Source organism: Kutzneria sp. NPDC051319 (assembly GCF_040682195.1).
Taxonomy (GTDB): Bacteria; Actinomycetota; Actinomycetes; order Mycobacteriales; family Pseudonocardiaceae; genus Kutzneria.
In genome coordinates, this window is sequence record NZ_JBFBAM010000008.1 from 238,411 (window position 1) to 261,572 (window position 23,162).

Here is a 23,162-nt window from a genome sequence, read left to right on the forward strand (position 1 = left end):
TCTCGTCGGATGGATCTTGTCCAGCCTCGGAGCGTGACCACGGCGGGCGGAAGCGGCCGGCGGCGATCGCGGACAATTCCCGGCGTCGTCGCTGGTCGCGCCTTTGTCCGCCGCACAAATCAGGTCACGTGCAGGAGGAAGAAGACGGCCCGCTGGCCGGGCAGCATGAGCCGGCCGGCCGAATCGACCATCTTCCAGTAGACCTGGTGGTAGCCCGGGGATTGCGCCACCCGGACGTCGACCGAGACGCGAGCCTGCTCGCCGGGGCGGGTCGCCGGGATGGGGACCTCCTGCGGCGTCAGGCATTCGTCGGGTCCGAACGACGCCGCGCGGCGCAGGTACCGGCCGATCCACGGCACGGTCCCGGAGTTGTGCAGCACCCACGTCTTCACGATCCGCGTGCCCGCCGGCACCGTCATGCCGTCGGGCACGTCGAGATCGCTGACGAACGTCGACCGGTCGCCGGGAATCGCCGCGACGGCAAGGACCGGCTGCGCGGCGGCGGCCTCCCACTTGAGCCGCCAGGCCCGGCGCACCGCCCGTGGCTCCTGGCCCAGCACGCCGACCGCCAACGGGCGCACGAACTCCCAGGTGATGTCCCACGACGGCAGCCGGTGCCCGCGCGCGGCGTCGGCCAGCGCCGATTTCGACGCGACCGCCCCAAACTCGGCCCGCATCCGATCGTAGGACGGGTCCCCCGCCGCCTGTTTGAGCTCCCACAGCGCGTGGGCGAATGATCCAGCCATCGCGGGGGCCTGCGCCACGCGGCCCCTTCGTCCTGTCGCCACACAGGCTTGACGCCGCAAGGCCCGTTTGGCTGGCCGGTCACGCCTGTGACGCGCGCCACGTGCTCAGTGGCAGGTGCCCAGCATCTGCACCAGGGCGTCGTGTTCGGTCTGGGAGATCGTGAGCTTGTACTTGGCCTTCACCTTGATCCAGTGCGTCGAGTAGTCGCACCGCTCGGACTCCACCGGCATGTAGCCGGGCGGCGGCTGATCCCCCTTGCTGCGGTTGCTGTGCGCGGTGACGGCGACCAGCTCGTCCAGGTCGTTGGCGAACGCCACCCGCTGATCCTGGGTCCACGTCGCGGCGCCGGTGCGCCAGGACTCGGCCTCGGGCACGAGGTGGTCGATGTCCAGGTCATGGGGCGAGGTCACGGCCACGCCGTCGTAGAGCGAGGTCCAGTTGCCGGAGTTCACGGTGCAGCCCTTGGACTTCACGTCCCGCCCCTGGGCCTTGAGCACGTCGACGCGGGTGTCGCAGCCGTCGGGCTGCTTGATCCAGTCGCCGCCGAAGCGATCACGCGAGTAGCCGGTCATGGGACCGGCGGCGGCGATCTTCAGCGACGCCAGCTGCTGGCTGCTGTCGCTGGGCAGCGGCGCGGTGCTGTCGCCGCCGGCCGTGGCGGGCAGGTTGCAGGCGGTGAGGGTGAGCAGTGCGAACAGGGCGATACCGGCGGTCACGCCGGTTCGGGGGCCAGCCATGCCCCCAGGGGTACGGCAAGATCGTCACCGGCGACAGAGGTCATTCGGAGCAGTTGGCGTGCAGCGAAAGCACTAGATCCACAACTTCGGACGGCCGTTCCACCTGGGGACTGTGGCCGGCGTCGGCGATGATCTCCACCCGGGCGCCGGCCGCGCGGTAGCGCTCGGCGGTGCGGGCGCAGGGATAGAACCGGTCGTGTCGACCGAGGATGACCAGCGTCGGAACGCCCAGGGCACGCACCTGCTCGTCCAACGGCCGACGCGCCAACGCATTCCGCCGGTCGACGATCACCGCCCGGGCCACCGCCGGATCCGTGGCTGCGTGATCACGCAGCAACACCGGGTCGAAGGCGAACCCCGGCGCGAAGGCGTACGACACCGCGCGACGCACCGCGCCGGCCGGCGCAAACCGGTGCAGCAGCGGGCCAAGCACCGGCGCAGCCAACAATCCGTTACCCCTGGGGAAAGTGGCGTCGCCGTAGTCCGGCGCCTGCCCGATGATCACGAGCCTGGACACCCGCCGCCCCAGGGCCAAGGCCACGTCGGCCCCGTACGAATGGCCAACCGCGGTCACCTGGTCGACGCCGAGCGAGTCCAGCACTCCGAGCACATCGGCGGCCTGCGACACGGCGTCGAGGCCGATGCGGCCGCCGGTCCGCCCGTGCCCGCGAAGATCCACCCGCAGCACACGCCCGTGCGCGGCCAGCAGCGGCGTCACGGCGTCGAACCACCGGTGCGACCCGCTGAACCCGTGCAGCAGCAGGAAAACCGGCGAACCCTGCCCCTCGTCGGTGACGAACACCCGGTCAGGAGATCACAAGGCTCGCGACCTTGTCGCCGCGGACGACGAAAGCCATGGTGCCGGTGCCGTTGAAGCGGTGGCTGCGAACCTTGATCGTCACGTTGTAGCTGTCGGGCTCGCCGGCCGGCTCGACCTTCTGGAGGTCGAAGTGGGCCTGCACGCCGATGTTGTCGGTCTTGTTCCAGCTGGCCACGCCGTCGTGGCCGTGGAACTGGCGGCCCCAGTCGTCGAGGAAGGCATCCTCGGTGAAGGCGTTGACGAACGCCTCGGTGTCGGCCGCGTTGGTGGCGTCGACGAAGGCCTGGATGGCGGCTGGCGTGCTCACGCTGTTCTCCTTACGCAGTCCGGGCATGATGTTCGCGACGAGCGCCCGGGCGAACTCGTCGGTCAGCGGCTCGTCGGGGATGAGGAGCCGGTGGTACACGGCGCCCCACAGCTGGTCCACGACCACCTGCGGGTCGAAGTCGGAACGGAGTTCACCACGTTCCACGCCACGACGCAGCGTGCGCTCGGCAAGTTCACGGCGGGGGCGCGAGTAGCGTTCCCGAAAGGACAGGCCGAGCTCGGTGTCGGTCTGGGCGGCGCCGATGAGCTCGCCGATCACCCGCCCGGCGCGGCTGTCACGCACCAGGTGCACGAAGGCCAGCAGCTGCGTGACGATGTCGGCCTCGGCGTCACCCGAGTCGGGGAATTCCAGGCTGTGCGACACCACCGTGGCGTAGCCGTCCAGGGCCAGCGAGCCCCGGGACGGCCACCATTTGTGGATGGTCATCCGGCTCGCCCCGGCCTTCGCCGCCACCTTCTCCACGGTGAAGCCGCCCATGCCCTCGGCCAGCAGCAGCTCACCGGCGGCGGCGAGCACCTGCTCGCGGACAAGGGCGGCGGGACGTCGACCACGCATCACGCGCCTCCCATCGATATGGACCAGCAGTATCGCCAGATATGGACCGGGCAGTATCGCTAGATATGGACAAACTGTATCTCTTTATATGGACATAGTGTATCCACCGGGCAGGGTCACACCACGTGACGGCCGACACACCATGACATATGGACACGCCGTACACATTCATGGTTATATGTACATAGCGTCCACAACCAAGCAGGGAGAAAGACCATGAGCGAGACCAGGGTTGCCATCGTCACCGGCGGTTCGGGTGGCATCGGCCGCGTCGTCGCGGAGCGGCTGGCCAAGGACGGCCAGACGGTGGTCCTCACCTACGCCGGCAACCCCCAGCGCGCCGAGGAGGCCGTCGAGGCGATCACCGCCGCCGGCGGCACCGCGTCCGCCTACCAGGCCGACGTGGCCGACGAGACGCAGATCGAGGCCCTGTTCGAGGACACCGAGAAGCGCTACGGCGGCGTCGACGTGGTCGTGAACACCGCCGGCATCATGCTGCTGTCGCCACTGGCCGACCTGGACCTGGCCGACTTCGACCGGATGCACCGCACCAACGTGCGCGGCACCTTCGTGGTCGACCAACAGGCCGTGCGCCGGCTGCGCCGGGGCGGCGCGCTGATCAACTTCTCCACCTCGGTCACGCACATCGCCGTGCCGAACTACACCGCCTACGCCGCCACGAAGGGCGCGATCGACGGCATGACCCTGATCCTGGCCAAGGAGATGCGCGGCCGCGACGTCACCGTGAACGCGGTGGCCCCCGGCCCGACCGCGACTCCGCTGTACTTCGTCGGCAAGGACCAGGAGACCATCGACCGGGCGTCCAAGGCCGCGCCGCTGGAACGCCTCGGCCAGCCGGAGGACGTCGCCGAGGTCGTCTCCTTCCTCGCCGGCCCGGCCCGCTGGATCAACGGCCAGGTGATCTACGCCAACGGCGGCGTGGTCTGAGTGGTGTTGAATGGCGCCGCCTCCGGCGTCGCGGCTCGGCCCCTCGTGACCCCTGCCTCGCCCTTGCCGGATTTAGCCCGCCGCATCGGCGCAGGTGGTGGGGCGCGTCGCTAGCGGCGCACTTCAGCGCTTGATACCCGTCATCACGTTGCGCACCAACGCCTTGGCGAAGTCGTCGGTGATCGGTTCGTCCGGCACCAGCAGGCGGTTGTAACACGCGCCCCAGAGCTGGTCGACGACGACCTGAGGGTCGATGTCGTCGCGCAGCTGCCCCCGCTCGATGGCCTTGCCCATGGCTGTCACGGCCAGTTCCCGCCGTGGCGCGGAATAGCGTTCCCGAAAAGCCGAGGCCAGCTCGGGATCGGTCTGCGCGGCCCCGATCAGCTCGGCGATCGCCTTGCCGGCGCCGGTCTCCGTGAGCAGCCGGGTGAAGGCCAGCACCTGCGTGGTCAGGTCGGTCTCGATGTCGCCGGTGTCCGGGAACTCCAGCACCGTGCGTACCTTGGTGGCGTAGCCGTCCAACGCGAGCGCGCCCCGGGACGGCCACCACTTGTAGATGGTCATCCGACTGGCCCCGGCCCGGGCCGCCACCTTCTCGATGGTGAAGCCGGCCATGCCCTCGGTCAGCAACAGCTCGCCGGCCGCGGCCAGCACCTGTTCGCGCACCTCGGCGGCGGGTCGGCGACCTCGCCCGCGGCGGATCGGCTGGTCGGTCTCGGTCATGCCGTCCACGATATATGGACACCGCGTTTCTTCCCCGGCACCTTGACGGCCGAATATTTTCACGAGTTAAATCGCGACTCGAACAAAGCCTCGGTCGGGCGGCGGTCGGGGCTGGTTCGAAGGGACTTCGCCCCGGGGGCACGAGAAGAGACCCTGGTGCGGAGGACCTTGCCCTGACGAGAGGACAGGCCCTGTGTCCGATAGTGACGGCAAGACCGGTCGAGGCTTGGCCCGCAGAGGTTTCCTCGGCGCGGCACTGGCGGCGGCGCCCGTGATGGCGCTGGCCTCGAACGCCGCGGCGGCCGAGGCCCCGGCGCCTCCCCCGCCGGCTCAGCCCAAAGCGGGTGATCCGGACTTCGGCCCCAACGTGCACGTGTTCGACGGCTCCATGCCCGCCGCGACGATCCAGTCCACGGTCGACGCGGTCTACGCCCAGCAGCAGCACGCCGAGTTCGGCTCGGGCCGCTATGCGCTGCTGTTCAAGCCCGGCGGCTACGGCATCGACGTCAAACTGGGCTACTACACGCACGTCGCCGGCCTCGGCCTACAGCCGTCGGCGGCCGGCATCACCGGCTCCTGCCAGGTGCTCGGCGAGGCGCACGGCAACAACACGCTGATCAACTTCTGGCGCGGCGCGGAGAACCTGAACATCGTCCCGCGCAGCGGCCAGGACACCTGGGCCGTCTCGCAGGCCACCTTCTACCGGCGGATCTACCTGCTCGGTGACCTGAAGCTGTCCGACGGCAGCTGGTCGAGCGGCGGCTTCATCGCCGACTGCCGACTCACCGGGCAGATCAACTCCGGCACCCAGCAGCAGTGGGTCACCCGCAACTCGGTGCTGGGCAGCTGGGTCGGCTCCAACTGGAACATCGTCTTCGTCGGCACGGCCAACGCCCCGGCCACCACCTTCCCCGCTCCCCCGGTCACGTCCGTGCCGAAGTCGCCGGTGATCAGGGAAAAGCCGTTCCTGTACGTGGACAGCAAGGGTGCCTGGCAGGTCTTCGTGCCGGACGTGCGCCACGACGCGCAGGCCACCAGCTGGGAGGCGCAGAAGCCGGCCGGCGCCTCGATCCCGATCGCGGACTTCCTGATCGTCAAGGACGGCGTGACCGTCGCCGACATGAACGCCGCGCTGGCGCAGGGCAAGCACCTGCTGATCACGCCCGGCATCTACCACCTGTCGGAGTCGCTCAAGGTCGTCAGGCCGGACACGGTGATCCTCGGCCTCGGCTACGCCACGCTGATCCCCGACAACGGCGCGACCGCCATCGACGTCGCCGACGTGGACGGCGTGCACCTGGCCGGGCTGCTGATCGAGGCCGGCGTCACCGAGTCGGAAGCCTTGATCCGGGTCGGTCCGGCCGGCTCGCGGCGGGACCACAGCCGCAACCCGAGCTCGCTGCACGACGTGTTCGTGCGCATCGGCGGCACGCTGCCGGGCAAGACCAAGCAGTCGGTGGTCGTCAACAGCAACAACGTGATCATCGACAACACCTGGCTGTGGCGGGCCGACCACGGCAGCGGCGTCGGCTGGACCAAGAACACCGTGGGCGAGGGCCTGGTCGTCAACGGCGACGACGTGGTGGCCTACGGGCTGTTCGTCGAGCACCACCAACGCACGCAGGTGCAGTGGAACGGCGAGAACGGCCGCACCTACTTCTTCCAGAACGAGATGCCCTACGACCCGCCCAACCAGGCGGCCTGGATGGACGGGCCGCACCGGGGCTTCCCGGCCTACGCGGTCGGCGACCGGGTGCGCCGGCACGAGGCGTGGGGTCTGGGCAGCTACTGCATCTTCGCGGTGGACCGGACCATCGTGGCCGACCGCGCGATCGCCGCCCCGCACACGCCGGGGGTGCGCTTCCACAGCATGATCACGTTCTCGCTCGGCGGCGGGCAGGGCACGATCGCCCACATCGTGAACACCACCGGCGGCCCGTCGGACTCCACGACCAACCTGGGCATGCTCACGCAGTACCCCTAGGCAGGCTGGATCAGGTCCCAGCGGTTGCCGTAGAGGTCGGAGAACACCGCGACCGAGCCGTACGGCTCGTGTCGCGGTTCCTCCTCGAACTCGACACCGGCGGCGAGCATGCGCGCGTGGTCACGGGCGAAGTCGTCGGTGTTGAGCAGGAGGCCGACCCGGCCGCCGGTCTGGTCGCCGACGCGGTCCCGCTGGGCCGGCTTGTCGGCCTTGGCCAGCAGGATCGCCGTCTCGGTCGAGCCCGGCGGGGCCACCACCACCCAGCGCCGGCCGGCGCCCTGGTCGGTGTCCTCGCGCAGCTCGAAGCCGAGGGCGTCGGTGTAGAAGGCGATCGCCTCGTCGTAGTCGTGCACGAGCACGGCGACCAATCCGATGTGCGGCATGATCACATCCTGCCTTATTCCCTGTTCCGCGGCCCTTATTCCCGAAGGACGGCGCTGTCCCACTGTGTGGCCGCCCCAGCGGGCCGGGCGTCCTGCGGCGCACAATCGCTGACATGACACGTGGAACTGGTCCGCGACTGGCCGTCGCGCTGGACGGCGTCGGCTGGCACCCCGCCGCCTGGCGTGCCGAGGAGACGCGTCCGGCCGAGGTGTTCGGGGCCGGCTACTGGCTGGACCTGGTGCGCGAGGCCGAGGCCGCCACGCTCGACTTCGTCACCTTCCGTGACTCGCTGGCGCTGCCCTCCGACGGTGTGCGGGCCCGGCTGGACGCGGTGCTGGTCGCGGCCCGGGTCGCGCCGCTGACCTCGGGCATCGGGCTGGTGCCGGAGATCGTCGCGACGCACACCGAGCCGTTCCACCTGTCGAAGGCCATCGCGACCCTGGACTACGTGAGCACCGGTCGGGGCGGTGTGCAGGTGTCGGTTTCTTCCGACGCCCTTGAGTACCGCAACTTCGGGCGGCGTTCCGTCGACGAGGACACCGCCGGCGAGGCCGCGGACTACATCGAGGTGCTGCGGCGGCTGTGGGACAGCTGGGAGGACGACGCCGAGATCCGCGACGTCGCGACCGGGCGGTTCGTCGATCGGGAGAAGCTGCACTACATCGACTTCGAGGGCCGGTTCTTCTCGGTCCGCGGGCCGTCCATCACGCCACGGCCGCCGCAGGGCCAGCCGCTGGTGACCGCCCTGGGCGGTGTTGCCGACTCGTCGGTCGACGTCGTCTACGTGACGCCGCAGTCCCGTGACGAGATCGGGCCCCTGGTCGAGACGCAGCGCGGGCGGCAGGTGTTCGCGGATCTGGTCGTGTTCCTCGATTCCACGTCGAGGGCCGCGGCCGATCGGCGGGCTCGGCTGGATTCGTTGGCGCTGCTGGAAAGCGACGCCCTGGTGTTCGCCGGGACGGCTGGGGAGCTGGCGGAACTGCTGCTGGCCTGGCACGTCGCCGGACTCGACGGCTTCCGCCTGCGGCCGGCTTCGCTGCCGCACGACCTGCACGGCATCACCCGGGGTTTGGTGCCGGAACTGCGGTCGCGCGGGGCGTTCCGCACGTCGTACGAGGCCCCCACCCTGCGCGGGCTGCTGGGACTGGACCGGCCCGCCAACCGCTACGTCGCCTGAGGGGGATTGCGATGACCAAGCCGCTGAAGCAGATCCATCTCGCCGCGCACTTCCCCGGCGTGAACAACACGACCGTGTGGAGCGATCCCGAGGCCGGCAGCCACATCGAGTTCAGCTCGTTCGTGAAGCTGGCCCAGACCGCCGAGCGGGCCAAGTTCGACTTCTTCTTCCTGGCCGAGGGCCTGCGGCTGCGTGAGCAGGGCGGGGTGATCTACGACCTGGACGTCGTCGGCCGGCCCGACACGTTCACCGTGCTGGCCGCGCTGGCCGCCGTCACCTCGAAGCTGGGGTTGGCCGGCACGATCAACTCCACGTTCAACGAGCCGTTCGAGGTGGCCCGGCAGTTCGCGTCGCTCGACCACCTGTCCGACGGGCGGGCGGCGTGGAACGTCGTCACCTCCTGGGACGCCTTCACCGGCGAGAACTTCCGGCGCGGCGGCTTCCTCCCGCAGGACCAGCGGTACTCGCGAGCCGACACGTTCATGCGGACCGCGTGGGAGCTGTTCGACTCGTGGCGGGCCGACGACGTCCTGGCCGACAAGGCTTCCGGGCAGTTCATCCGTGACGGCGCCGGCCGATTCGAGCACCACGACTCGCACTTCGACATCTCCGGCCAGTTCCCCGTGCCGCGCAGCCCGCAGGGCCGGCCGGTGATCATCCAGGCCGGTGACTCCGAGGAGGGGCGGGAGTTCGCCGCCGCCACCGCCGACGCCATCTTCACCCGGCACGGCACCCTGGAGGCGGGGCAAGCCTTCTACTCGGACGTGAAGGGCCGGCTGGCCAAGTACGGCCGCTCCGGCCATCAGCTGATCGTGTTGCCGGCGGCTACTTTCGTGCTCGGCGACACCGACGCCGAGGCCCATGAGCGGGCCGATGTCGTGCGACGGCAGCAGGTCAGCGGGGCCACCGCGATCAGGTCCCTTGAGCAGCTGTGGAACGCCGACCTGAGCGGCTTCGACCCCGACGGGCCGCTGCCGTCGTTCGATCCCGTCATCGGGGAGAACACCATCTCCAAGGGGCGGGCCAGCGACCGCATGCACCGGGATCCCCTGGCCACCGCGCGTCAGTGGCGTGAGCTGGCCGAGGCCAAGAACCTCTCCATCCGCGACCTCGTCATCGAGGTCACCGGGCGCCAGAACTTCATCGGCTCCCCCGCCACCGTCGCCGAGCGGATCAACCACCTCGTGCAGAACGACGCCAGCGACGGCTTCATCCTGGTCCCCCACGTCACCCCCGGCGGCCTCGACGAATTCGCCGACCAGGTCGTGCCTCTGCTCCAGGAACGCGGCGTCTTCCGCACCGACTACACCGGCCCCACCCTCCGCCACCACCTCGCCCTCGACACCCCCTGACCCCCGCGAGTCCCGCCCAGCGTCACACCGAAACCCGGTTTCCAGCACTACAACCGGAAGCTCCGGCGGCTCCGGAAGTACCACCAGGCCGCCGCGCCGCTGGGACTCTAGTCTCAGTTGTGCACGAAACCGTATTTCGGTGTGACGGAGGGCGGGACTCGCGGGGGTGTCAGGTGCCGAAGAGGTCGGCGACCAACGATGCGGCCTGGGCGGGGGCGCGGACGTCGAAGGTGAGGCGGCCGTCGGCCAGTCTCAGCGTGAAGTCGAAGAAGGGGCAGCAGCGCTGCTCGGCGACGGCCAGCGTGGCGATCTGGCCGGACATCTCCACGGGCAGCACGAAGCGGATGCCGTCGCGCACGGGCTCGCTGCGGACGGCGGTGGTCAACAGCCGCCGCCACTGCTCGGTGCGGTCGGCCTGCTCGTCCCCGCCCAACGTGCAGGCGATGATCTGCTCCTCGGACACGCTCCCAACCTAGACCGCTAGGCAAGCCGTTCGATGATCGTCACGTTGGCCTGGCCACCGCCCTCGCACATGGTCTGCAGCCCGAACCGGCCGCCGGTCCGCTCCAGCGACGACAGCAGGGTGGCGGTCAGCTTGGCGCCGGTGGCGCCGATGGGGTGGCCCAGCGCGATGGCGCCGCCGTTGACGTTGACCCGGTCGAGGTCGACCTTGAGCTCCTTGGCCCAGGCCAGGACCACGCTGGCGAACGCCTCGTTGACCTCGAACAGGTCGATGTCGTCGATCGTCATGCCGGCCTTGGCCAGCGCGTGCCGGGTGGCCCGGATGGGGGCGGTCAGCATGAAGATCGGATCGGCGCCGCGGGCGGACAGGTGGTGCACGCGAGCGCGGGGCTTGAGGCGATGCGTCCGAACGGCTTCCTCGGAGGCGACCAGGACGGCGCTGGCCCCGTCGGAGATCTGGCTGGCCAGGGCGGCCGTGACCCGGCCGTCGGGCCGCAACGTCTTCAGCGACGCCATCTTCTCCATGCTGGTGTCGCGGCGCGGGCCCTCGTCGATCTCCATCCCGTCGACGGGCACGATCTCGCCGGCGAAATGACCATTGTCCACGGCTTCGATGGCCCGCGCGTGGCTGCGGAAGGCGAACTCCTCCATCTCCTCCCGGCTCAGCTCCCACCGCTCGGCGATCAGGTCGGCCGCCCGGAACTGCGAGACCTCCTCGGATCCGTAGCGGTGGGCCCAGCCGTCGCAGCCCTCGTACGGCGTCGGGAAGCCGAACTGCTCGCCCACGGTCATCGCCGCGCCGATCGGGATCCGGCTCATGCTCTGCACGCCGCCGGCCACCACGAGATCGGCCGTCCCGCTGAGCACGGCTTGGGCCGCGAAGTGCAGCGCCTGCTGGCTGGAGCCGCACTGCCGGTCCACGGTCACGCCCGGCACCTCCTCCGGGAACCCGGCGGCCAGCCAGGCCGTGCGGGCCACGTCGCCGGCCTGCCCGCCGACCGTGTCCACGCAGCCGAAGATCACGTCCTCGACCTCGCCCGGGTCCACGTTCACCCGCGCGAGCAGTCCCTCGATGGCGCGGGCGCCCAGGTCGGCCGGGTGCAGGTGGCTGAGTCCGCCACCGCGCCTGCCGACCGGCGTCCGCACCGCGTCAACCAGGTACGCCTGGGCCATCGGCCCTCCCTTGCGCTATGCCGTCCAGCACGATCGACAGGTACTGCCGGGCCACGGCGTCCGCGGTGAGCGCACCGCCCGGGTGGTACCAGCGCACGGCCACCCACACCGTGTCGCGGATGAACCGGTAGACCAGCTCCACGTCCAGGTCGTCGCGGAACGCCCCGTCCCGGATGCCCTGCTCCAGCAGCCCGACCCACATCTTGCGGAACTCGGTGTTGCGGTCGGCCAGGTAGCCGAACCGGTCGAACTGCGAGAGGTAGGCGGCCTCCCGCTGGTAGATGGCGACGGCGTCGTGGCTGCGGTCGATGCACTCGAACGAGGCGACGACAACTGCTTCCAACGCCTGCCGGGGCGGCTCGCCGGCGGCCAGGATCTCCCGGTAGCTGCCGAACAGGCCGTCCAGGAAGCCGCGCAGGATCTCGTCCACCATCGACTCCTTGGAGTCGAAGTGGTGGTACAGACTGCCGGACAGGATGCCGGCGGCGTCGGCGATGTCCCGCACCGTGGTGGCGAGGAAGCCGCGCTCGGCGAACATCCTCGCGGCCAGCGCGAGCAGCTCGGCTCGACGGCTCATGGTTCTCCTCAGGGGTGCTGGCTGCTGACCGACAGGACCTCGCCCGTCAGGTACGAGGCGTAGTCGCTGGCGAGGAACACCATGGCATTGGCCACTTCCCACGGCTGCGCCGCCCTGCCGAAGGCCTCCCGCCCGGTCAGTTCGGTGAGCAGCTCCTCGCTGGTCACCTTGGCCAGGAAGGGATGCATCGCCAGGCTGGGCGCGACGGCGTTGACGCGGATGCCGTGGGCGGCGACGTCGGCGGCGGCGCATCGGGTGAGGGCCATGACACCGGCCTTGGCCGCGGCGTAGTGGGCCTGGCCCGCCTGGGACCGCCAGCCGATCACCGAGGCGTTGTTGACGATCGCGCCGCCGCCCTGGTCGACCATGGTCCTCAGGGCGGCCCGGGTGCAGCGGAAGGTGCCGTTGAGGGTCACGTCGAGCACCCGCGACCACTCGTCGTCGGCCATGTCGAGCACGGACTTCGTGCCGCCGAGACCGGCGTTGTTGATCATCACGTCGAGCCGGCCGAAGGTGCTCACCGCGGTGTCGATCAGGGCCTGGACCTGGGCCTCGTCCGTGACATCACATGTTGTCGCGGCCACCCGGTCCCCGTGGTCGACGGCGAGCTTGTCCAGCGTCTCGCCGAGCCGGCGCTCGTGCCAGTCGCTGATCAGGACCCTGGCGCCCTCTTCGAGGCACCGCTGCGCGACCGCCGACCCGATGCCGGTGCCGGCCGCCGCCGTGACGACGACCGCCTTGTCCGCCAACAAGTTGTGGCCGGGCACGTAGTCAATCATCCGCGCGCCTCCCTGGGCAGGCCGAGCACCCGTTCCGCGATGATGTTGCGCTGGATCTCGTCGGAGCCGCCGTAGATGGTGTCGGCCCGGCTGAACAGGTAGAGCCGCTGCCACTGGTCGAGGTCGTCGCCCATGACCATCGACTCCGCGCCGCGGGCCCGCATGGCCAGCTCACCCAGCCGCCGGTGCCAGCCGGCCCACAGCAGCTTGCTCACCGACGGATCGGATCCCCTGGTACGCAGGGCATGCGAGCGCATGACACTCAGCTCGACCGCCGCGCGAGCCAGTTGTTCTTGGAGCACAGCGTCTTCCGGGTCGGCCAGTGCCCCCACGGCGTCCAGCTCATGCCGGAAACCGACCTGCTGTCCCAGGGTCGACACGCCTCTTTCGTACGCCAGCGTGGCCATCGCGACCGCCCAACCGCCGCCGGGCTCGCCGACCACAAGGTCCTTGTCGGTTCGCGCGTCGTCGAAGAAGACCTCGTTGAACTCGGCGGTGCCGGTGAGCTGGCGGATTGGCCGCACCTCGACGCCGGGCTGCCTCATCGGCACCAGCAGATAGGACAAACCCTTGTGCCCCAACGCTCCCGGGGTCGTGCGAGCCAGCACGAAGCACCAGTCGGCGACATGAGCCAGCGAGGTCCACACCTTCTGCCCGGTGATCACCCACTGGTCGTCGACGAGCCGGGCCGAGGTGGCGACGGCGGCGAGGTCGGAGCCCGCGCCGGGCTCGGAATAGCCCTGGCACCAGAGTTCCTCGACGGCCCTGATCTTCGGCAGGAAACGGGCCTTCTGTCGCGCGGTGCCCAGATCGATCAGCGTGGGGCCGAGCAGGTTCTCGCCCAGGTGGTTCACCCGCGCGGGCGCGTCGGCGAGGGCGTACTCCTCGTGGAAGGCGACCTGCTCGTCAAAGGTCATGCCGCGGCCGCCGTGCTCGACCGGCCAGGCCGGGCAGGTCCAGCCGTGGGCGGCCAGGTGGCGTTCCCAGTCCAGCCGCTCGGCGAACGCCTCGTGCTCGCGGCCGGGCCCGCCGAGCCCCTTGAGCTCGGCGAAGCGCCCGACGAGATGCTCGGCGAGCCACCGCCGGATCTCGGATCTGGTCACCGCCATGACCGTAGGCTAGCCTACCAAGCAGTTGCTTGGTAGGAGGTGTTGTGGCACCCGGCACCATTCCTGCGGCCGTCGACTCGGCCGCGGAGCGCTTCGGCGACAACGAGGCCCTCGTCGACGGCGAGGTGCGCCTCACCTACCGTGACCTGCGCACACGCGTCCGCCAGGTCGCCGCGGCCTACACCGCCGGCGGCCTGCGCCCGGGCGACCGGGTGGCGATCTGCGCCCCCAACACATGGCACTGGGTCGTCGCCGCCCTCGGCGCCAGCTACGCCGGCGGCATCCTCGTGCCCCTCAACACCCGCTTCACCGCCACGGAGATGCTGGACGTCATCTCCCGCAGCGACGCCGCCGCCCTCGTCGTGGCCACGGATTTCCTGGGCCGCAACCGCCTTGCCGAGTTGCAGGAGCTCGGCGGTGTGCCGGAATTCGTGCTGACCACCGGCGACTGGTCGTTCACCGACGAGGTCGACGCCGCCCCGGTGCAGGCCGACGACATCAGCGACATCCTCTTCACCTCCGGCACCACCGGCCGCAGCAAGGGTGCGATGAGCGCGCACCGCCAGGCCCTCGCCGTCGCCGCCGCGTGGGCCGACTGCGGCAACGTCGTGGCCGACGACCGGTATCTGGTGATCAACCCGTTCTTCCACAGCTTCGGTTACAAGGCCGGGATTCTCGTCTGCCTGCTGACCGGCGCCACCCTCGTGCCGCAGGCGGTGTTCGACGTCGCCCGCACGATCGAGCTGGTGGAGCAGGAAGGGATCACCATCCTGCCCGGGCCGCCGACGATCTATCAGACGCTGCTGTCCCGCCCCGGCTGCGACACGTTGCGGCTGGCCGTCACCGGCGCCGCGCCCGTTCCCGTCACGCTGGCCGAGCAGATGCAGAAGCGCTTCGGCACCGTGCTCACCGCGTACGGGCTGACCGAGGCCGTGGTGGCGACCATGTGCCGTCCCGACGACGACGCCGAGACCGTCTCGCACACCTCCGGCCGTGCGACCGCCGACTTCGAGGTGCGCATCGCCCCGACCGGCGAGATCCTGCTGCGCGGTCCCAACGTCATGATCGGCTACCTCGACGACGCCACCGCGACCGCCGAGGCCATCGACGCCGAGGGGTGGCTGCACACCGGCGATGTCGGCGTCCTCGACGATCGCGGCTACCTGACGATCACCGACCGCCTCAAGGACATGTACGTCTGCGGCGGCTTCAACGTCTATCCGGCCGAGGTCGAGCAGGCGCTGGCCCGGCTGGACGGCGTCACCGAGTCCGCGGTGATCGGCGTGCCCGACGACCGTCTGGGCGAGGTCGGCAAGGCCTTCGTCGTCACGACCACCGAACTGTCCACCGAGGACGTCATCGAGCACTGCCGCGGCCTGCTGGCCAACTTCAAGGTGCCACGACACGTGGCGTTCCTGGCTTCGCTGCCCCGCAACCCTTCCGGCAAGGTGCTCAAACGCTCGTTACGCGAGGAGGCCCCGTGACCGAGGAAGTCGTGCTGTACGAGCGCAACGGCCCCGTCGCCACCGTGACCATGAACCGGCCGCGGTACCGCAACGCCCAGAACTCCGTCATGACCTACGCCCTCGACGCCGCCTTCGAGCGCGCCGTCAACGACGACGAGGTGTCGGTCATCGTGCTGGCCGGCGCCGGCGACCACTTCTCCGCCGGGCACGACATCGGCACTCCCGGCCGTGACGTCGACGTCTCCTACGAGCGCAAGGCCGTGCTGTGGTGGGACCACGTCGACAAGCCCGGCGGCGATCAGCGCTTCGCCCGCGAGTCCGAGGTCTACCTCGGCATGTGCCGGCGGTGGCGGGAGATCCCCAAGCCCGTGATCGCCATGGTCCAGGGCGCCTGCATCGCCGGCGGCCTCATGCTGGCCTGGGTCTGCGACCTGATCGTGGCCTCCGACGACGCCTTCTTCGCCGACCCCGTGGTGCGCATGGGCATTCCCGGCGTCGAGTACTTCGCCCACCCCTGGGTCCTCGGCCCCCGCGCCGCCAAGGAGATCCTCTTCACCGGCGACCGCTTCACCGCCCAGCGGGCCTACGAGTGGGGCATGGTCAACCGGGTCGTGCCCCGTGCCGAGCTCCGGGACACCGTGGACGCCTTCGCCGCGCGCATCGCCCAGATGCCCGCCTTCGGCCTGGCCCTGACCAAGAAGGCCGTCAACCAGGCCGAGGACCAGATGGGCATGCGGTCGGGCATGGACTCGGTGTTCGGCCTGCACCACCTGGCCCACGCCCACAACGCCGAGGTGTCCAAGGACTCGCTGGCCGGCATGGACGCGAAGGCGATGAGGGGTGCCAGTGAAAAGTGAGGCGACGGCCGGGGTCGTCACGCCGCTGCGAGGTCCCCATGGATCTTGATGACCACGACCTGGACTTCCGCCGCGAGGTCCGAATATGGCTCCACGACAACGTTTCCGGGCATCTGTCCTCAATGGACACGGCCGACGGCTTCGAGCAGCACCGCGAATGGGAGCGGACGCTGGCCAAGGCGCGGCTGTCTGCGGTGTCGTGGCCGCAGGAGCACGGCGGGCGAGGGGCGTCCCTGACCGAGTGGCTGGTGTTCGAAGAGGAGTACTGGGCGGCAGGGGCGCCAGGAAGGGTGGCGCAGAACGGGATCTTCCTACTCGCCCCGACGCTGTACGCCCACGGCACGGAAGAACAGCAGAACCGGTTGTTGCCCAGGATGGCTCGGGCGGAGGACATCTGGGCGCAGGCGTGGTCAGAACCCGAAGCGGGGAGCGATCTGGCGGCGATCCGCAGCCGCGGCATTCGAACGGATGGCGGCTGGCTGCTGAGTGGACAGAAGACCTGGAGTTCGAGAGCGGCATTCGCCGACAAGGGGTTCGGGCTGTTTCGGACGGAGCCGGACGCGGAGCGGCATCGGGGACTGACGTACTTCCTGTTCGATCTGAGGGCTCCGGGGGTGACGGTGCGGCCCATCCCCCAGCTCGACGGGGAGGCCGGCTTCGCCGAGATCTTCCTGGACGAGGTGTTCGTGCCGGACGCGGATGTGCTCGGCGAGCCAGGTGCAGGCTGGCGCGTCGCGATGAGCACCGCGGGCAACGAACGAGGTCTGTCGCTGCGCAGTCCCGGCCGGTTCTGCGCAGCGGCGGACCGTCTGCTCACGTTGTGGCGCGAAATCGGCGACCCGACCGACACCGCGCTGCGCAACAAGGTTCTGGACGCCTGGATGGGGGCGCAGGCCTATCGCCTGCATGTCTTCGGCTCGTTGGACCGGCCGATCGGCGCGGAGGCCAGCGTCACCAAGCTGTTCTGGTCGAAGCTCGACCTGGATCTGCACGAGACTGCCCTGGAGTTGTTGGGCACCAAGGCGGAACTGGCCGGACCATGGCTGGACGGCTACCTGTTCGCGCTGGCCGGCCCGATCTACGCCGGCACGAACGAGATCCAGCGCAATGTCGTCGCCGAACGACTTCTGGGGCTGCCGCGATGAAGTTCACCCTGTCCGATGAGCAGCGGCAGTTCGCCCAAGCGCTGAGGGATGCCCTCAAGCAGTCGACAGAATGGGACACGCTGCTGGCACTGGGCGTCCACGAGGTCGAATCGGGACCGGATCTGGTGGTGGCGTTCCTGGAACTGGGCCGCGCCGCCGTGCCGGGGCCCGTCGTGGAGTCGTTCGCCGTGCTGCGGGAACCCTCGTCCACGCTGGCCTGGGAGCCACACGTTCCCTACGTCGTGGACAACGCGGAGAACACCTACGCGATCGTCGACGACGTACGCCATCGGGTGACGCTTGGGGATCCACAGAAGTCGGTGGACCCGACGAGGCGACTGCACGGGTTTCGGCTGGGTGAAGCGGTGGGACCGGTGGACCCGGAGGCGTTCGACCGGGGTGTTCTCGCCTGTTCGGCGCAGCTGGTGGGACTGGGTCGCACACTGCTGGAGCGGACCCGTGACTATGCCTTGCAGCGCAAGCAGTTCGGCAAGGCCATCGGCAGCTTCCAGGCGGTAAAGCACCAGCTGGCCGACGTCCACGTGGGACTGGAACTGGCCGAGCCGCTGGTGTTCGGCGCGGCGGTGACGATGAGCCCGCGTGACGTCTCAGCGGCGAAGATCGCCGCCGGCCAGGCGGCGTACCGGGCGATGCGCACCGCGTTGCAGATCCACGGGGCGATCGGCTACACGGCGGAATTCGACCTGAGCCGCTGGCTGCTGAAGGTCCGCGCGCTGGTGACGGCGTGGGGAACCGAGGCGTACCACCGGGAACGGCTGATGGCGGCGCTATGTGGCTGACGGAAGAACAGCTGGCGCTGCAGGACACCGTCGCCCGGCTCCTGGCCAAGGAGCCGGACGACCTGTGGCCCAAGCTGTGCGAGATCGGAGCGCCGAGCCTGGCCATCCCCGAGCAGTACGGCGGCAGCGGCGCGACCCTCACCGAGCTCCAGGTCGTCCTGGAGCAACTCGGCCGGACGCTGGCCCCGACACCGTTGCTGGCCACCGCGATCGCCGCCGAGGCGGTGCTGGCCACCAACAACACCCAAGCGTCTGAACGACTGTTGTCGGAGATCGCGGCCGGACGCGTCGCCGCCTGGTGCCCGGAGGGCGAGAAGTACGTCCTCGACGCCGATCACGCCGAGATTCTGCTGGTGGGCCGGGGTGGCGTGCTGTACGAGATGCGACCCGACCAGGCCCGGATCGACCGCGTGAACACCATGGACGAGTCCCGACGGCTGACAACAGTTGTTGTCGACGAGCCGGCCGATCCGATCGGCCCCTACGACGAGGCCCGGGTCCGGAACTTCGCCCTCTCGGCACTCGCCGCCGAGCAGGCCGGCACGGCGGCGAGATGCCTGGAGATGACCATCGAGCACGCCCGGCAACGGGTCCAGTTCGGCCGGCCCATCGGCAGCTTCCAGGCGGTCAAACACCGCCTGGCCGACATGCACGTGCTGGTCGAGACCGCTCGTTCGGCCGCGTACGACACCGAGCACCCGGTCGAGGCCAAGGTCTACTGCTCGGAGGCGCTCCAGCAGGTCGCGGCGGAGATGGTGCAGCTGCACGGCGGGATCGCCATCACATGGGAACACGACGCCCAGCGCTACTTCAAGAGAGCGCACGGCGCCGCGTTCCTGTTCGGCCATCCCGCCGAGCACCTCCGCGCGTATCAGGTGCGGGGATAACCGAGTCTCAGCACGACCTGCGGCACCAGGTCGGGACCAACCACCTGCCGGGCAACGACAGGCCGCACGGGCAGCTGACAGCCGAGCAGCCCCCACACCGTGCCCATGAGCAGCACCGCACTCAACGCCGCGCCGGCCGCGATCTCCTCTCCCTCGCGAACCCCGATCACCACGACCACACCGGCGTTCTGCAGCGACCGCGAGCGCCGGAGCATGCGCAGCCGCGTTCCGTGGTCGAGCACCACGTCCAGCTGCGCCCCCTCGGCCCGAGCCTGGGCGGCGAGGCGGTTCAGCACCGTCCACGGCACCGCCGCCTCGCTGTAGTCGGCGTCCTCGCTGCTGCGGACGCTGATCGCCGCGGCCATCGCCACCTGCTCGGTCGTGGGCTGCTGGCGTACGGCGCGAACCGAGGCGATGTGGGTCTGATCGGACGGAACCGTGCCCCGCCCGATCAGAGCGCCCCAACCGGCGGCGGCCAACGCGATCCGCAGGTGGTGCAGCACGGCGCCGACACCGCGCAGCACGTGGGCCGGACTGTCCGGCGTGTCCACGTGCAGGTGGGCGGCGCCGTCGCTGAGGCGCCACTGATAGCCGCCGGCATGAGGGGCGAGGTCGGCGAGGTGCAGCACCGACCGCAGCACGGTGTCGCCGCGGGGCACCACATTCGTCATCGTCACGGTGTCTCCTGACGTCTGGAGAGGGCTGCCCCCAACTGGCGTGGATCACAGCATCACGCCCGGGTTGCGGCAGGGTTGCGTCACGGCTGCGCGGCGACCATCTAGGGTGTCTGCGGATCATCCAAGGAGGACACGACGTGCACGCAGCCGACCTGGCTACGGCCCGCCACCTGCTCAGACCCCGCCGCGTGGTGGTGGCGCACCTGGCCGAGGCCGAGACGCTCATCGACCACCTGATGCTGCCCGGCGCCGGCGTCAACCTGTACAAGGAGCCCGACGAGCCCAACGTGGTGACCTGGGGCGTGCCGGGCGAGCCCGCCGGCTGGTCCAACCAGAGCCAGTGCGCCTCGTTCATCACGGCCGTGCTGCGGCGAGCCCATCCTTCCTGGGCCCGGTCGAGGTATTTCGCCCGGCATTTCGACAGCATCAGCCCTTTCGCCCGCGACTACCAGCGTGTTTTCGCCGCCGGTGGAACGAGGCGGTTCAGGCCGGTCGCACGCGTGGCCGACCTGCGGCCCGGCGACCTGATCGCCATCGACTACGCCAATGCGCAGGAGACCAACACCGGCCACGTGGTGATGGTGCGCCGAATGCGCGGCGTCTACGTCGCCCCCAATCCGCGCCTCAATTTCGAGGGCGAGATCCAGTACGCCGTGCAGGTCGCCGACTGCACCGCGGAACCGCACGGCCTGGCCGGCGTCGGCAATTACGAGGATTTCCCCGACACGCGAATCGTCGGCGAGCAGCAGTCGCAGGGCGTCGGCTACGGCCACATGATGTTCTACGCCTCCGAGCGAACCGGCGAGTTCACCCGCTACCGCTGGAGCGTGAACTCCAGCTCGACCGGCGTTTTCGGCGTGGAGGAACGGCCGGTGTCGGCCGCGCGCGTCATCGCCGGCTGAGGGTGTCGACCAGCCGTTCGAGGGACACTGCGAACCGCTGCGCCTCCTCGTCCGGCCAATCGGCGGTGGCCGCCTCCAGGTGGCCGACCAGCCGGTCGCGCATGGTCTCCACGATCTGGTCGCCGGCCGGGGTCAGGCGGAGCAGCGTGGCCCGGGCGTCGGAGGGGTCGGGGACCCGGTCGACCAGGCCGGCCTGCTGCAGTCGGCTGGCGTAGCGGGTGGTCGCGGTGCGGTCGATGCCGATCTCCTGCGCCAGGTTGGTCGCGCTGATCGGCTGCCAGCGGGCGACGCCGCTGAGCACGGGATAGGTCGTGGCGTCCACTCCGTCCAGGCCGGCGACCATGTTGTCGTACAGGTGGGCTCGGGTGCTGCGACGCAGCAGCTGCCCGATCGCGGCTTCGATACGCGCCGAGGTGGTCCGGGACGACATTCGCGGGAGCGTAGCCGCACCCCGCCCCGGCCGGAACACGCGACGCGGATCCCGTGATCGAACGGGAGGCCCGGAACGCCCGAAACGTCGGCGGCCGTGTTCGATGGCGTGTGCTCCGGCCGCGCGGCTCGGCCCCCTGTGGGGCCTGAACCCCTGGTCGAGAGGGCGGCTCCGCCGTTCGGTCCCTTGACACGACCGGTGGTCTAGTCCAATTGTGAGCAGGCCGCTGCCATGTCCTTATCCCGCCCACCCCTGGAGCAAGGATGCGTTTGAGAACGGCATTACTGAGCGCGGCCGTGGCCGCCGTCTCGGTAGCCGGCCTGGTCGCGAGCGCCGACGCCGCGGTCACGCCGAAGGCCACTCCCCTGCCGACGCATGTGTTCGCCCCGTACTTCGAGACCTATCAGGACGGTCAGAGCCCCTCGGCGATGGCCAAGCAGGCCGGCGTCAAGTACCTGACCTTCGCCTTCCTGCAGACCGCCAGCGCCGGCTCCTGCACCCTGCTGTGGGACGGCACCACCGCCATCGGGTCCGGCAGCTTCGGCACCGAGATCGCCGCGCTGCAGGCCGCCGGCGGCGACGCCATCCCGTCGCTGGGCGGCTACACCGCCGACACCACCAACACCGAGCTGGCCGACAGCTGCACCGACGTCTCGAAGATCGCCGCCGGCTTCGAGAGCCTGGTCACCACGTACAACATCAGCCGCATCGACCTGGACGTCGAGGTCGACTCGCTCACCAACAGCGCCGGCATCGACCGCCGCAACAAGGCCATCAAGATGGCCGAGGACTGGGCCGCGGCCAACGGCCGCAACCTCCAGTTCTCCTACACCCTGCCGACCACGCCCACCGGCCTGGACACCGGCTTCAACGTGCTGCAGAACGCCGTGTCCAACCAGGCCCGGATCGACGTCGTCAACCTGATGACGTTCGACTACTACGACAACGCCCAGCACGACATGGCCAAGGACACCCAGACCGCGGTCGCCGGCCTGGTCGGCCAGCTCGGGCAGCTCTACCCGGGCAAGACCGAGGCCCAGCGCTACGCCATGGTCGGCGTCACCGAGATGCCCGGCCGCGACGACTACGGCACCGGCGGCGAGACCGGCCCGGCGGAGATCTTCACCGTCGCCAACGCCACCTCGGTCTACAACTGGGCCGTGTCCAAGGGCATCAACATGCTGTCCTTCTGGGCCCTCCAGCGTGACAACGGCGGTTGTCCGGGGACCGGCGGCAGCGACAGCTGCTCCGGCATCGCCCAGAACACCTGGGACTTCAGCCACGTCTTCGCGCCGTTCACCAGCGGCAGCACCACCCCGCCCACCAACGACTTCTCCGTGTCGGTGACGCCCGGCTCCGCCGCCGTCAACCCCGGCAGCTCCACCACCGCGTCCGTGAAGACCGCTGTCACCACCGGTTCCGCGCAGAACGTCACGCTCAGCGTCAGCGGCGCACCGGCCGGCGTCACCGCCTCGGTCAGCCCCACCTCGGTGTCGGCCGGCGGAACGGCGACACTGACCGTGAACACGACCTCCTCGGCGACGCCCGGCAGCTACCCGCTGACCATCACCGGCGCCGCCGGCTCCACCAGCCACTCCGCCACGTTCACCCTGACCGTCAACGGCACCACGCCTCCCCCGCCGCCCGGCGCGATCGTCAACCCCGGCCTGGAGACCGGCGCGCTGAGCCCGTGGACCTGCCAGGCCGGCGGCGCGGTCGTCTCCACCCCGGTACACGGCGGCACTCACGCGCTGTCCGTCGCCGCCACCAACAGCCAGACCGGTGAGTGCGACCAGACGATCACCGTGTCCCCCAACGCCAGCCACAAGCTGACCGTGTGGGTGCGCGGCAACTTCGCCTACGCCGGCGTCAAGGGCGGGGCCAGCGCCGAGACCTGGACCTCGTCCAGCGGCTACACCCAGCTCACGATTCCGTTCACCACCGGCGCTTCCGGCGCCGTCACCGTCTACGTGCACGGCTGGTACGCCCAGGGCGCCGTCTACGCGGACGACTTCGCCGTCTCCTAGTGGTTCCCGGCCCCCGTCCGACACCTTGGGTTCTAGGAGTCGTCGCAACACCCGATCGTCGGGAACGCGATGGACTTCGAGATCCGCAAGGATCGCTCACCCCATGGAGGCACGAG

General features: G+C 70.0%; 24 protein-coding genes. 11 read left to right on the forward strand and 13 right to left on the reverse strand.

Going from position 1 to position 23,162, the window contains the following annotated elements:
- Positions 1–119 precede the first annotated feature (119 nt).
- The 4 genes from AB0M73_RS10865 to AB0M73_RS10880 form a co-directional block, all read right to left on the reverse strand.
- Positions 120–746 carry an NBR1-Ig-like domain-containing protein gene (locus AB0M73_RS10865; RefSeq protein WP_363889684.1) on the reverse strand — a complete coding sequence of 209 codons (627 nt, stop codon included), beginning with the start codon at positions 744–746 and terminating at the stop codon, positions 120–122.
- 105 nt (positions 747–851) lie between these two features.
- Positions 852–1,484, reverse strand: coding sequence for an HNH endonuclease family protein (locus AB0M73_RS10870; protein ID WP_043726938.1), 633 nt, complete (start codon positions 1,482–1,484; stop codon positions 852–854).
- A gap of 40 nt (positions 1,485–1,524) precedes the next feature.
- Complete coding sequence (locus AB0M73_RS10875) at positions 1,525–2,286, reverse strand: alpha/beta hydrolase (RefSeq protein WP_363889687.1); 762 nt, start codon at positions 2,284–2,286, stop codon at positions 1,525–1,527.
- Between the two features lie 4 nt (positions 2,287–2,290).
- Entirely contained in the window at positions 2,291–3,187 is an 897-nt protein-coding gene (locus tag AB0M73_RS10880; RefSeq protein WP_363889689.1) for a TetR-like C-terminal domain-containing protein, read from the reverse strand.
- Between the two features lie 216 nt (positions 3,188–3,403).
- Between AB0M73_RS10880 and AB0M73_RS10885 the strand changes: the two genes are divergently transcribed.
- Entirely contained in the window at positions 3,404–4,135 is a 732-nt protein-coding gene (locus AB0M73_RS10885; protein WP_363889692.1) for an SDR family oxidoreductase, read from the forward strand.
- Positions 4,136–4,258: 123 nt separating this feature from the next.
- Here the strand turns inward: AB0M73_RS10885 and AB0M73_RS10890 are convergent, their stop codons facing one another.
- Positions 4,259–4,858 carry a TetR/AcrR family transcriptional regulator gene (locus tag AB0M73_RS10890; RefSeq protein ID WP_363889695.1) on the reverse strand — a complete coding sequence of 200 codons (600 nt, stop codon included), beginning with the start codon at positions 4,856–4,858 and terminating at the stop codon, positions 4,259–4,261.
- Between the two features lie 193 nt (positions 4,859–5,051).
- Between AB0M73_RS10890 and AB0M73_RS10895 the strand changes: the two genes are divergently transcribed.
- Entirely contained in the window at positions 5,052–6,842 is a 1,791-nt protein-coding gene (locus AB0M73_RS10895) for a coagulation factor 5/8 type domain-containing protein (RefSeq protein ID WP_363889698.1), read from the forward strand.
- On the opposite strand, the gene AB0M73_RS10900 is transcribed toward AB0M73_RS10895, so the two are convergent.
- Entirely contained in the window at positions 6,839–7,228 is a 390-nt protein-coding gene (locus tag AB0M73_RS10900) for a VOC family protein (protein ID WP_363889747.1), read from the reverse strand. The genes AB0M73_RS10895 and AB0M73_RS10900 overlap by 4 nt on opposite strands.
- 110 nt (positions 7,229–7,338) lie before the next feature.
- On the opposite strand from AB0M73_RS10900, the gene AB0M73_RS10905 reads away from it, so the two are divergent.
- Together AB0M73_RS10905 and AB0M73_RS10910 are read left to right on the forward strand one after the other, a co-directional pair.
- Entirely contained in the window at positions 7,339–8,403 is a 1,065-nt protein-coding gene (locus AB0M73_RS10905; RefSeq protein WP_363889701.1) for an LLM class flavin-dependent oxidoreductase, read from the forward strand.
- A gap of 11 nt (positions 8,404–8,414) precedes the next feature.
- Positions 8,415–9,755 (forward strand): NtaA/DmoA family FMN-dependent monooxygenase, encoded by a 1,341-nt coding sequence (locus tag AB0M73_RS10910; protein WP_363889703.1) that lies wholly within the window; start codon positions 8,415–8,417, stop codon positions 9,753–9,755.
- A 169-nt stretch (positions 9,756–9,924) separates the two neighbouring features.
- Here the strand turns inward: AB0M73_RS10910 and AB0M73_RS10915 are convergent, their stop codons facing one another.
- From AB0M73_RS10915 to AB0M73_RS10935, 5 genes are read right to left on the reverse strand one after another with little or no spacing between them, the layout of a single operon-like run.
- Positions 9,925–10,218, reverse strand: coding sequence for a hypothetical protein (locus AB0M73_RS10915; RefSeq protein ID WP_363889705.1), 294 nt, complete (start codon positions 10,216–10,218; stop codon positions 9,925–9,927).
- Between the two features lie 17 nt (positions 10,219–10,235).
- A complete protein-coding gene (locus AB0M73_RS10920) occupies positions 10,236–11,390 on the reverse strand; it encodes an acetyl-CoA C-acetyltransferase (RefSeq protein ID WP_363889706.1) in 1,155 nt (384 codons plus the stop codon).
- A complete protein-coding gene (locus AB0M73_RS10925; RefSeq protein ID WP_363889709.1) occupies positions 11,368–11,967 on the reverse strand; it encodes a TetR/AcrR family transcriptional regulator in 600 nt (199 codons plus the stop codon). The genes AB0M73_RS10920 and AB0M73_RS10925 overlap by 23 nt, the downstream gene beginning before the upstream one ends.
- 8 nt (positions 11,968–11,975) lie before the next feature.
- Positions 11,976–12,746, reverse strand: coding sequence for an SDR family oxidoreductase (locus tag AB0M73_RS10930; protein WP_363889712.1), 771 nt, complete (start codon positions 12,744–12,746; stop codon positions 11,976–11,978).
- On the reverse strand, positions 12,743–13,855 hold the full coding sequence (locus AB0M73_RS10935; protein ID WP_363889715.1) for an acyl-CoA dehydrogenase family protein: 1,113 nt from the start codon (positions 13,853–13,855) through the stop codon (positions 12,743–12,745). The genes AB0M73_RS10930 and AB0M73_RS10935 overlap by 4 nt, the downstream gene beginning before the upstream one ends.
- Positions 13,856–13,899: 44 nt before the next feature.
- Between AB0M73_RS10935 and AB0M73_RS10940 the strand changes: the two genes are divergently transcribed.
- From AB0M73_RS10940 to AB0M73_RS10960, 5 genes are read left to right on the forward strand one after another with little or no spacing between them, the layout of a single operon-like run.
- Positions 13,900–15,339, forward strand: a complete 1,440-nt coding sequence (locus tag AB0M73_RS10940) for a FadD3 family acyl-CoA ligase (protein WP_363889718.1) — start codon at positions 13,900–13,902, stop codon at positions 15,337–15,339.
- On the forward strand, positions 15,336–16,178 hold the full coding sequence (locus AB0M73_RS10945) for an enoyl-CoA hydratase (protein WP_363889720.1): 843 nt from the start codon (positions 15,336–15,338) through the stop codon (positions 16,176–16,178). Before AB0M73_RS10940 ends, AB0M73_RS10945 begins: the two co-directional genes overlap by 4 nt.
- Positions 16,179–16,216: 38 nt before the next feature.
- Positions 16,217–17,323, forward strand: coding sequence for an acyl-CoA dehydrogenase family protein (locus AB0M73_RS10950; RefSeq protein WP_363889723.1), 1,107 nt, complete (start codon positions 16,217–16,219; stop codon positions 17,321–17,323).
- Positions 17,320–18,123, forward strand: coding sequence for an acyl-CoA dehydrogenase family protein (locus tag AB0M73_RS10955; RefSeq protein ID WP_363889724.1), 804 nt, complete (start codon positions 17,320–17,322; stop codon positions 18,121–18,123). Before AB0M73_RS10950 ends, AB0M73_RS10955 begins: the two co-directional genes overlap by 4 nt.
- Positions 18,114–19,010: an acyl-CoA dehydrogenase family protein gene (locus AB0M73_RS10960; protein ID WP_363889726.1), complete on the forward strand. Its 897-nt coding sequence runs from the start codon at positions 18,114–18,116 to the stop codon at positions 19,008–19,010. Before AB0M73_RS10955 ends, AB0M73_RS10960 begins: the two co-directional genes overlap by 10 nt.
- Here AB0M73_RS10960 and AB0M73_RS10965 read toward each other — a convergent pair.
- On the reverse strand, positions 18,995–19,687 hold the full coding sequence (locus AB0M73_RS10965; protein WP_363889728.1) for a hypothetical protein: 693 nt from the start codon (positions 19,685–19,687) through the stop codon (positions 18,995–18,997). The two genes, AB0M73_RS10960 and AB0M73_RS10965, sit on opposite strands and share 16 nt — an antisense overlap.
- A gap of 137 nt (positions 19,688–19,824) precedes the next feature.
- On the opposite strand from AB0M73_RS10965, the gene AB0M73_RS10970 reads away from it, so the two are divergent.
- Positions 19,825–20,589, forward strand: a complete 765-nt coding sequence (locus AB0M73_RS10970) for a hypothetical protein (protein ID WP_363889730.1) — start codon at positions 19,825–19,827, stop codon at positions 20,587–20,589.
- On the opposite strand, the gene AB0M73_RS10975 is transcribed toward AB0M73_RS10970, so the two are convergent.
- A complete protein-coding gene (locus AB0M73_RS10975) occupies positions 20,576–21,019 on the reverse strand; it encodes a MarR family transcriptional regulator (protein ID WP_363889732.1) in 444 nt (147 codons plus the stop codon). The genes AB0M73_RS10970 and AB0M73_RS10975 overlap by 14 nt on opposite strands.
- Before the next feature lie 263 nt (positions 21,020–21,282).
- Here AB0M73_RS10975 and AB0M73_RS10980 point away from each other — a divergent pair, with 263 nt between their 5' ends.
- Positions 21,283–23,046 (forward strand): glycosyl hydrolase family 18 protein, encoded by a 1,764-nt coding sequence (locus tag AB0M73_RS10980; protein WP_363889733.1) that lies wholly within the window; start codon positions 21,283–21,285, stop codon positions 23,044–23,046.
- Positions 23,047–23,162: the final 116 nt, after the last annotated feature.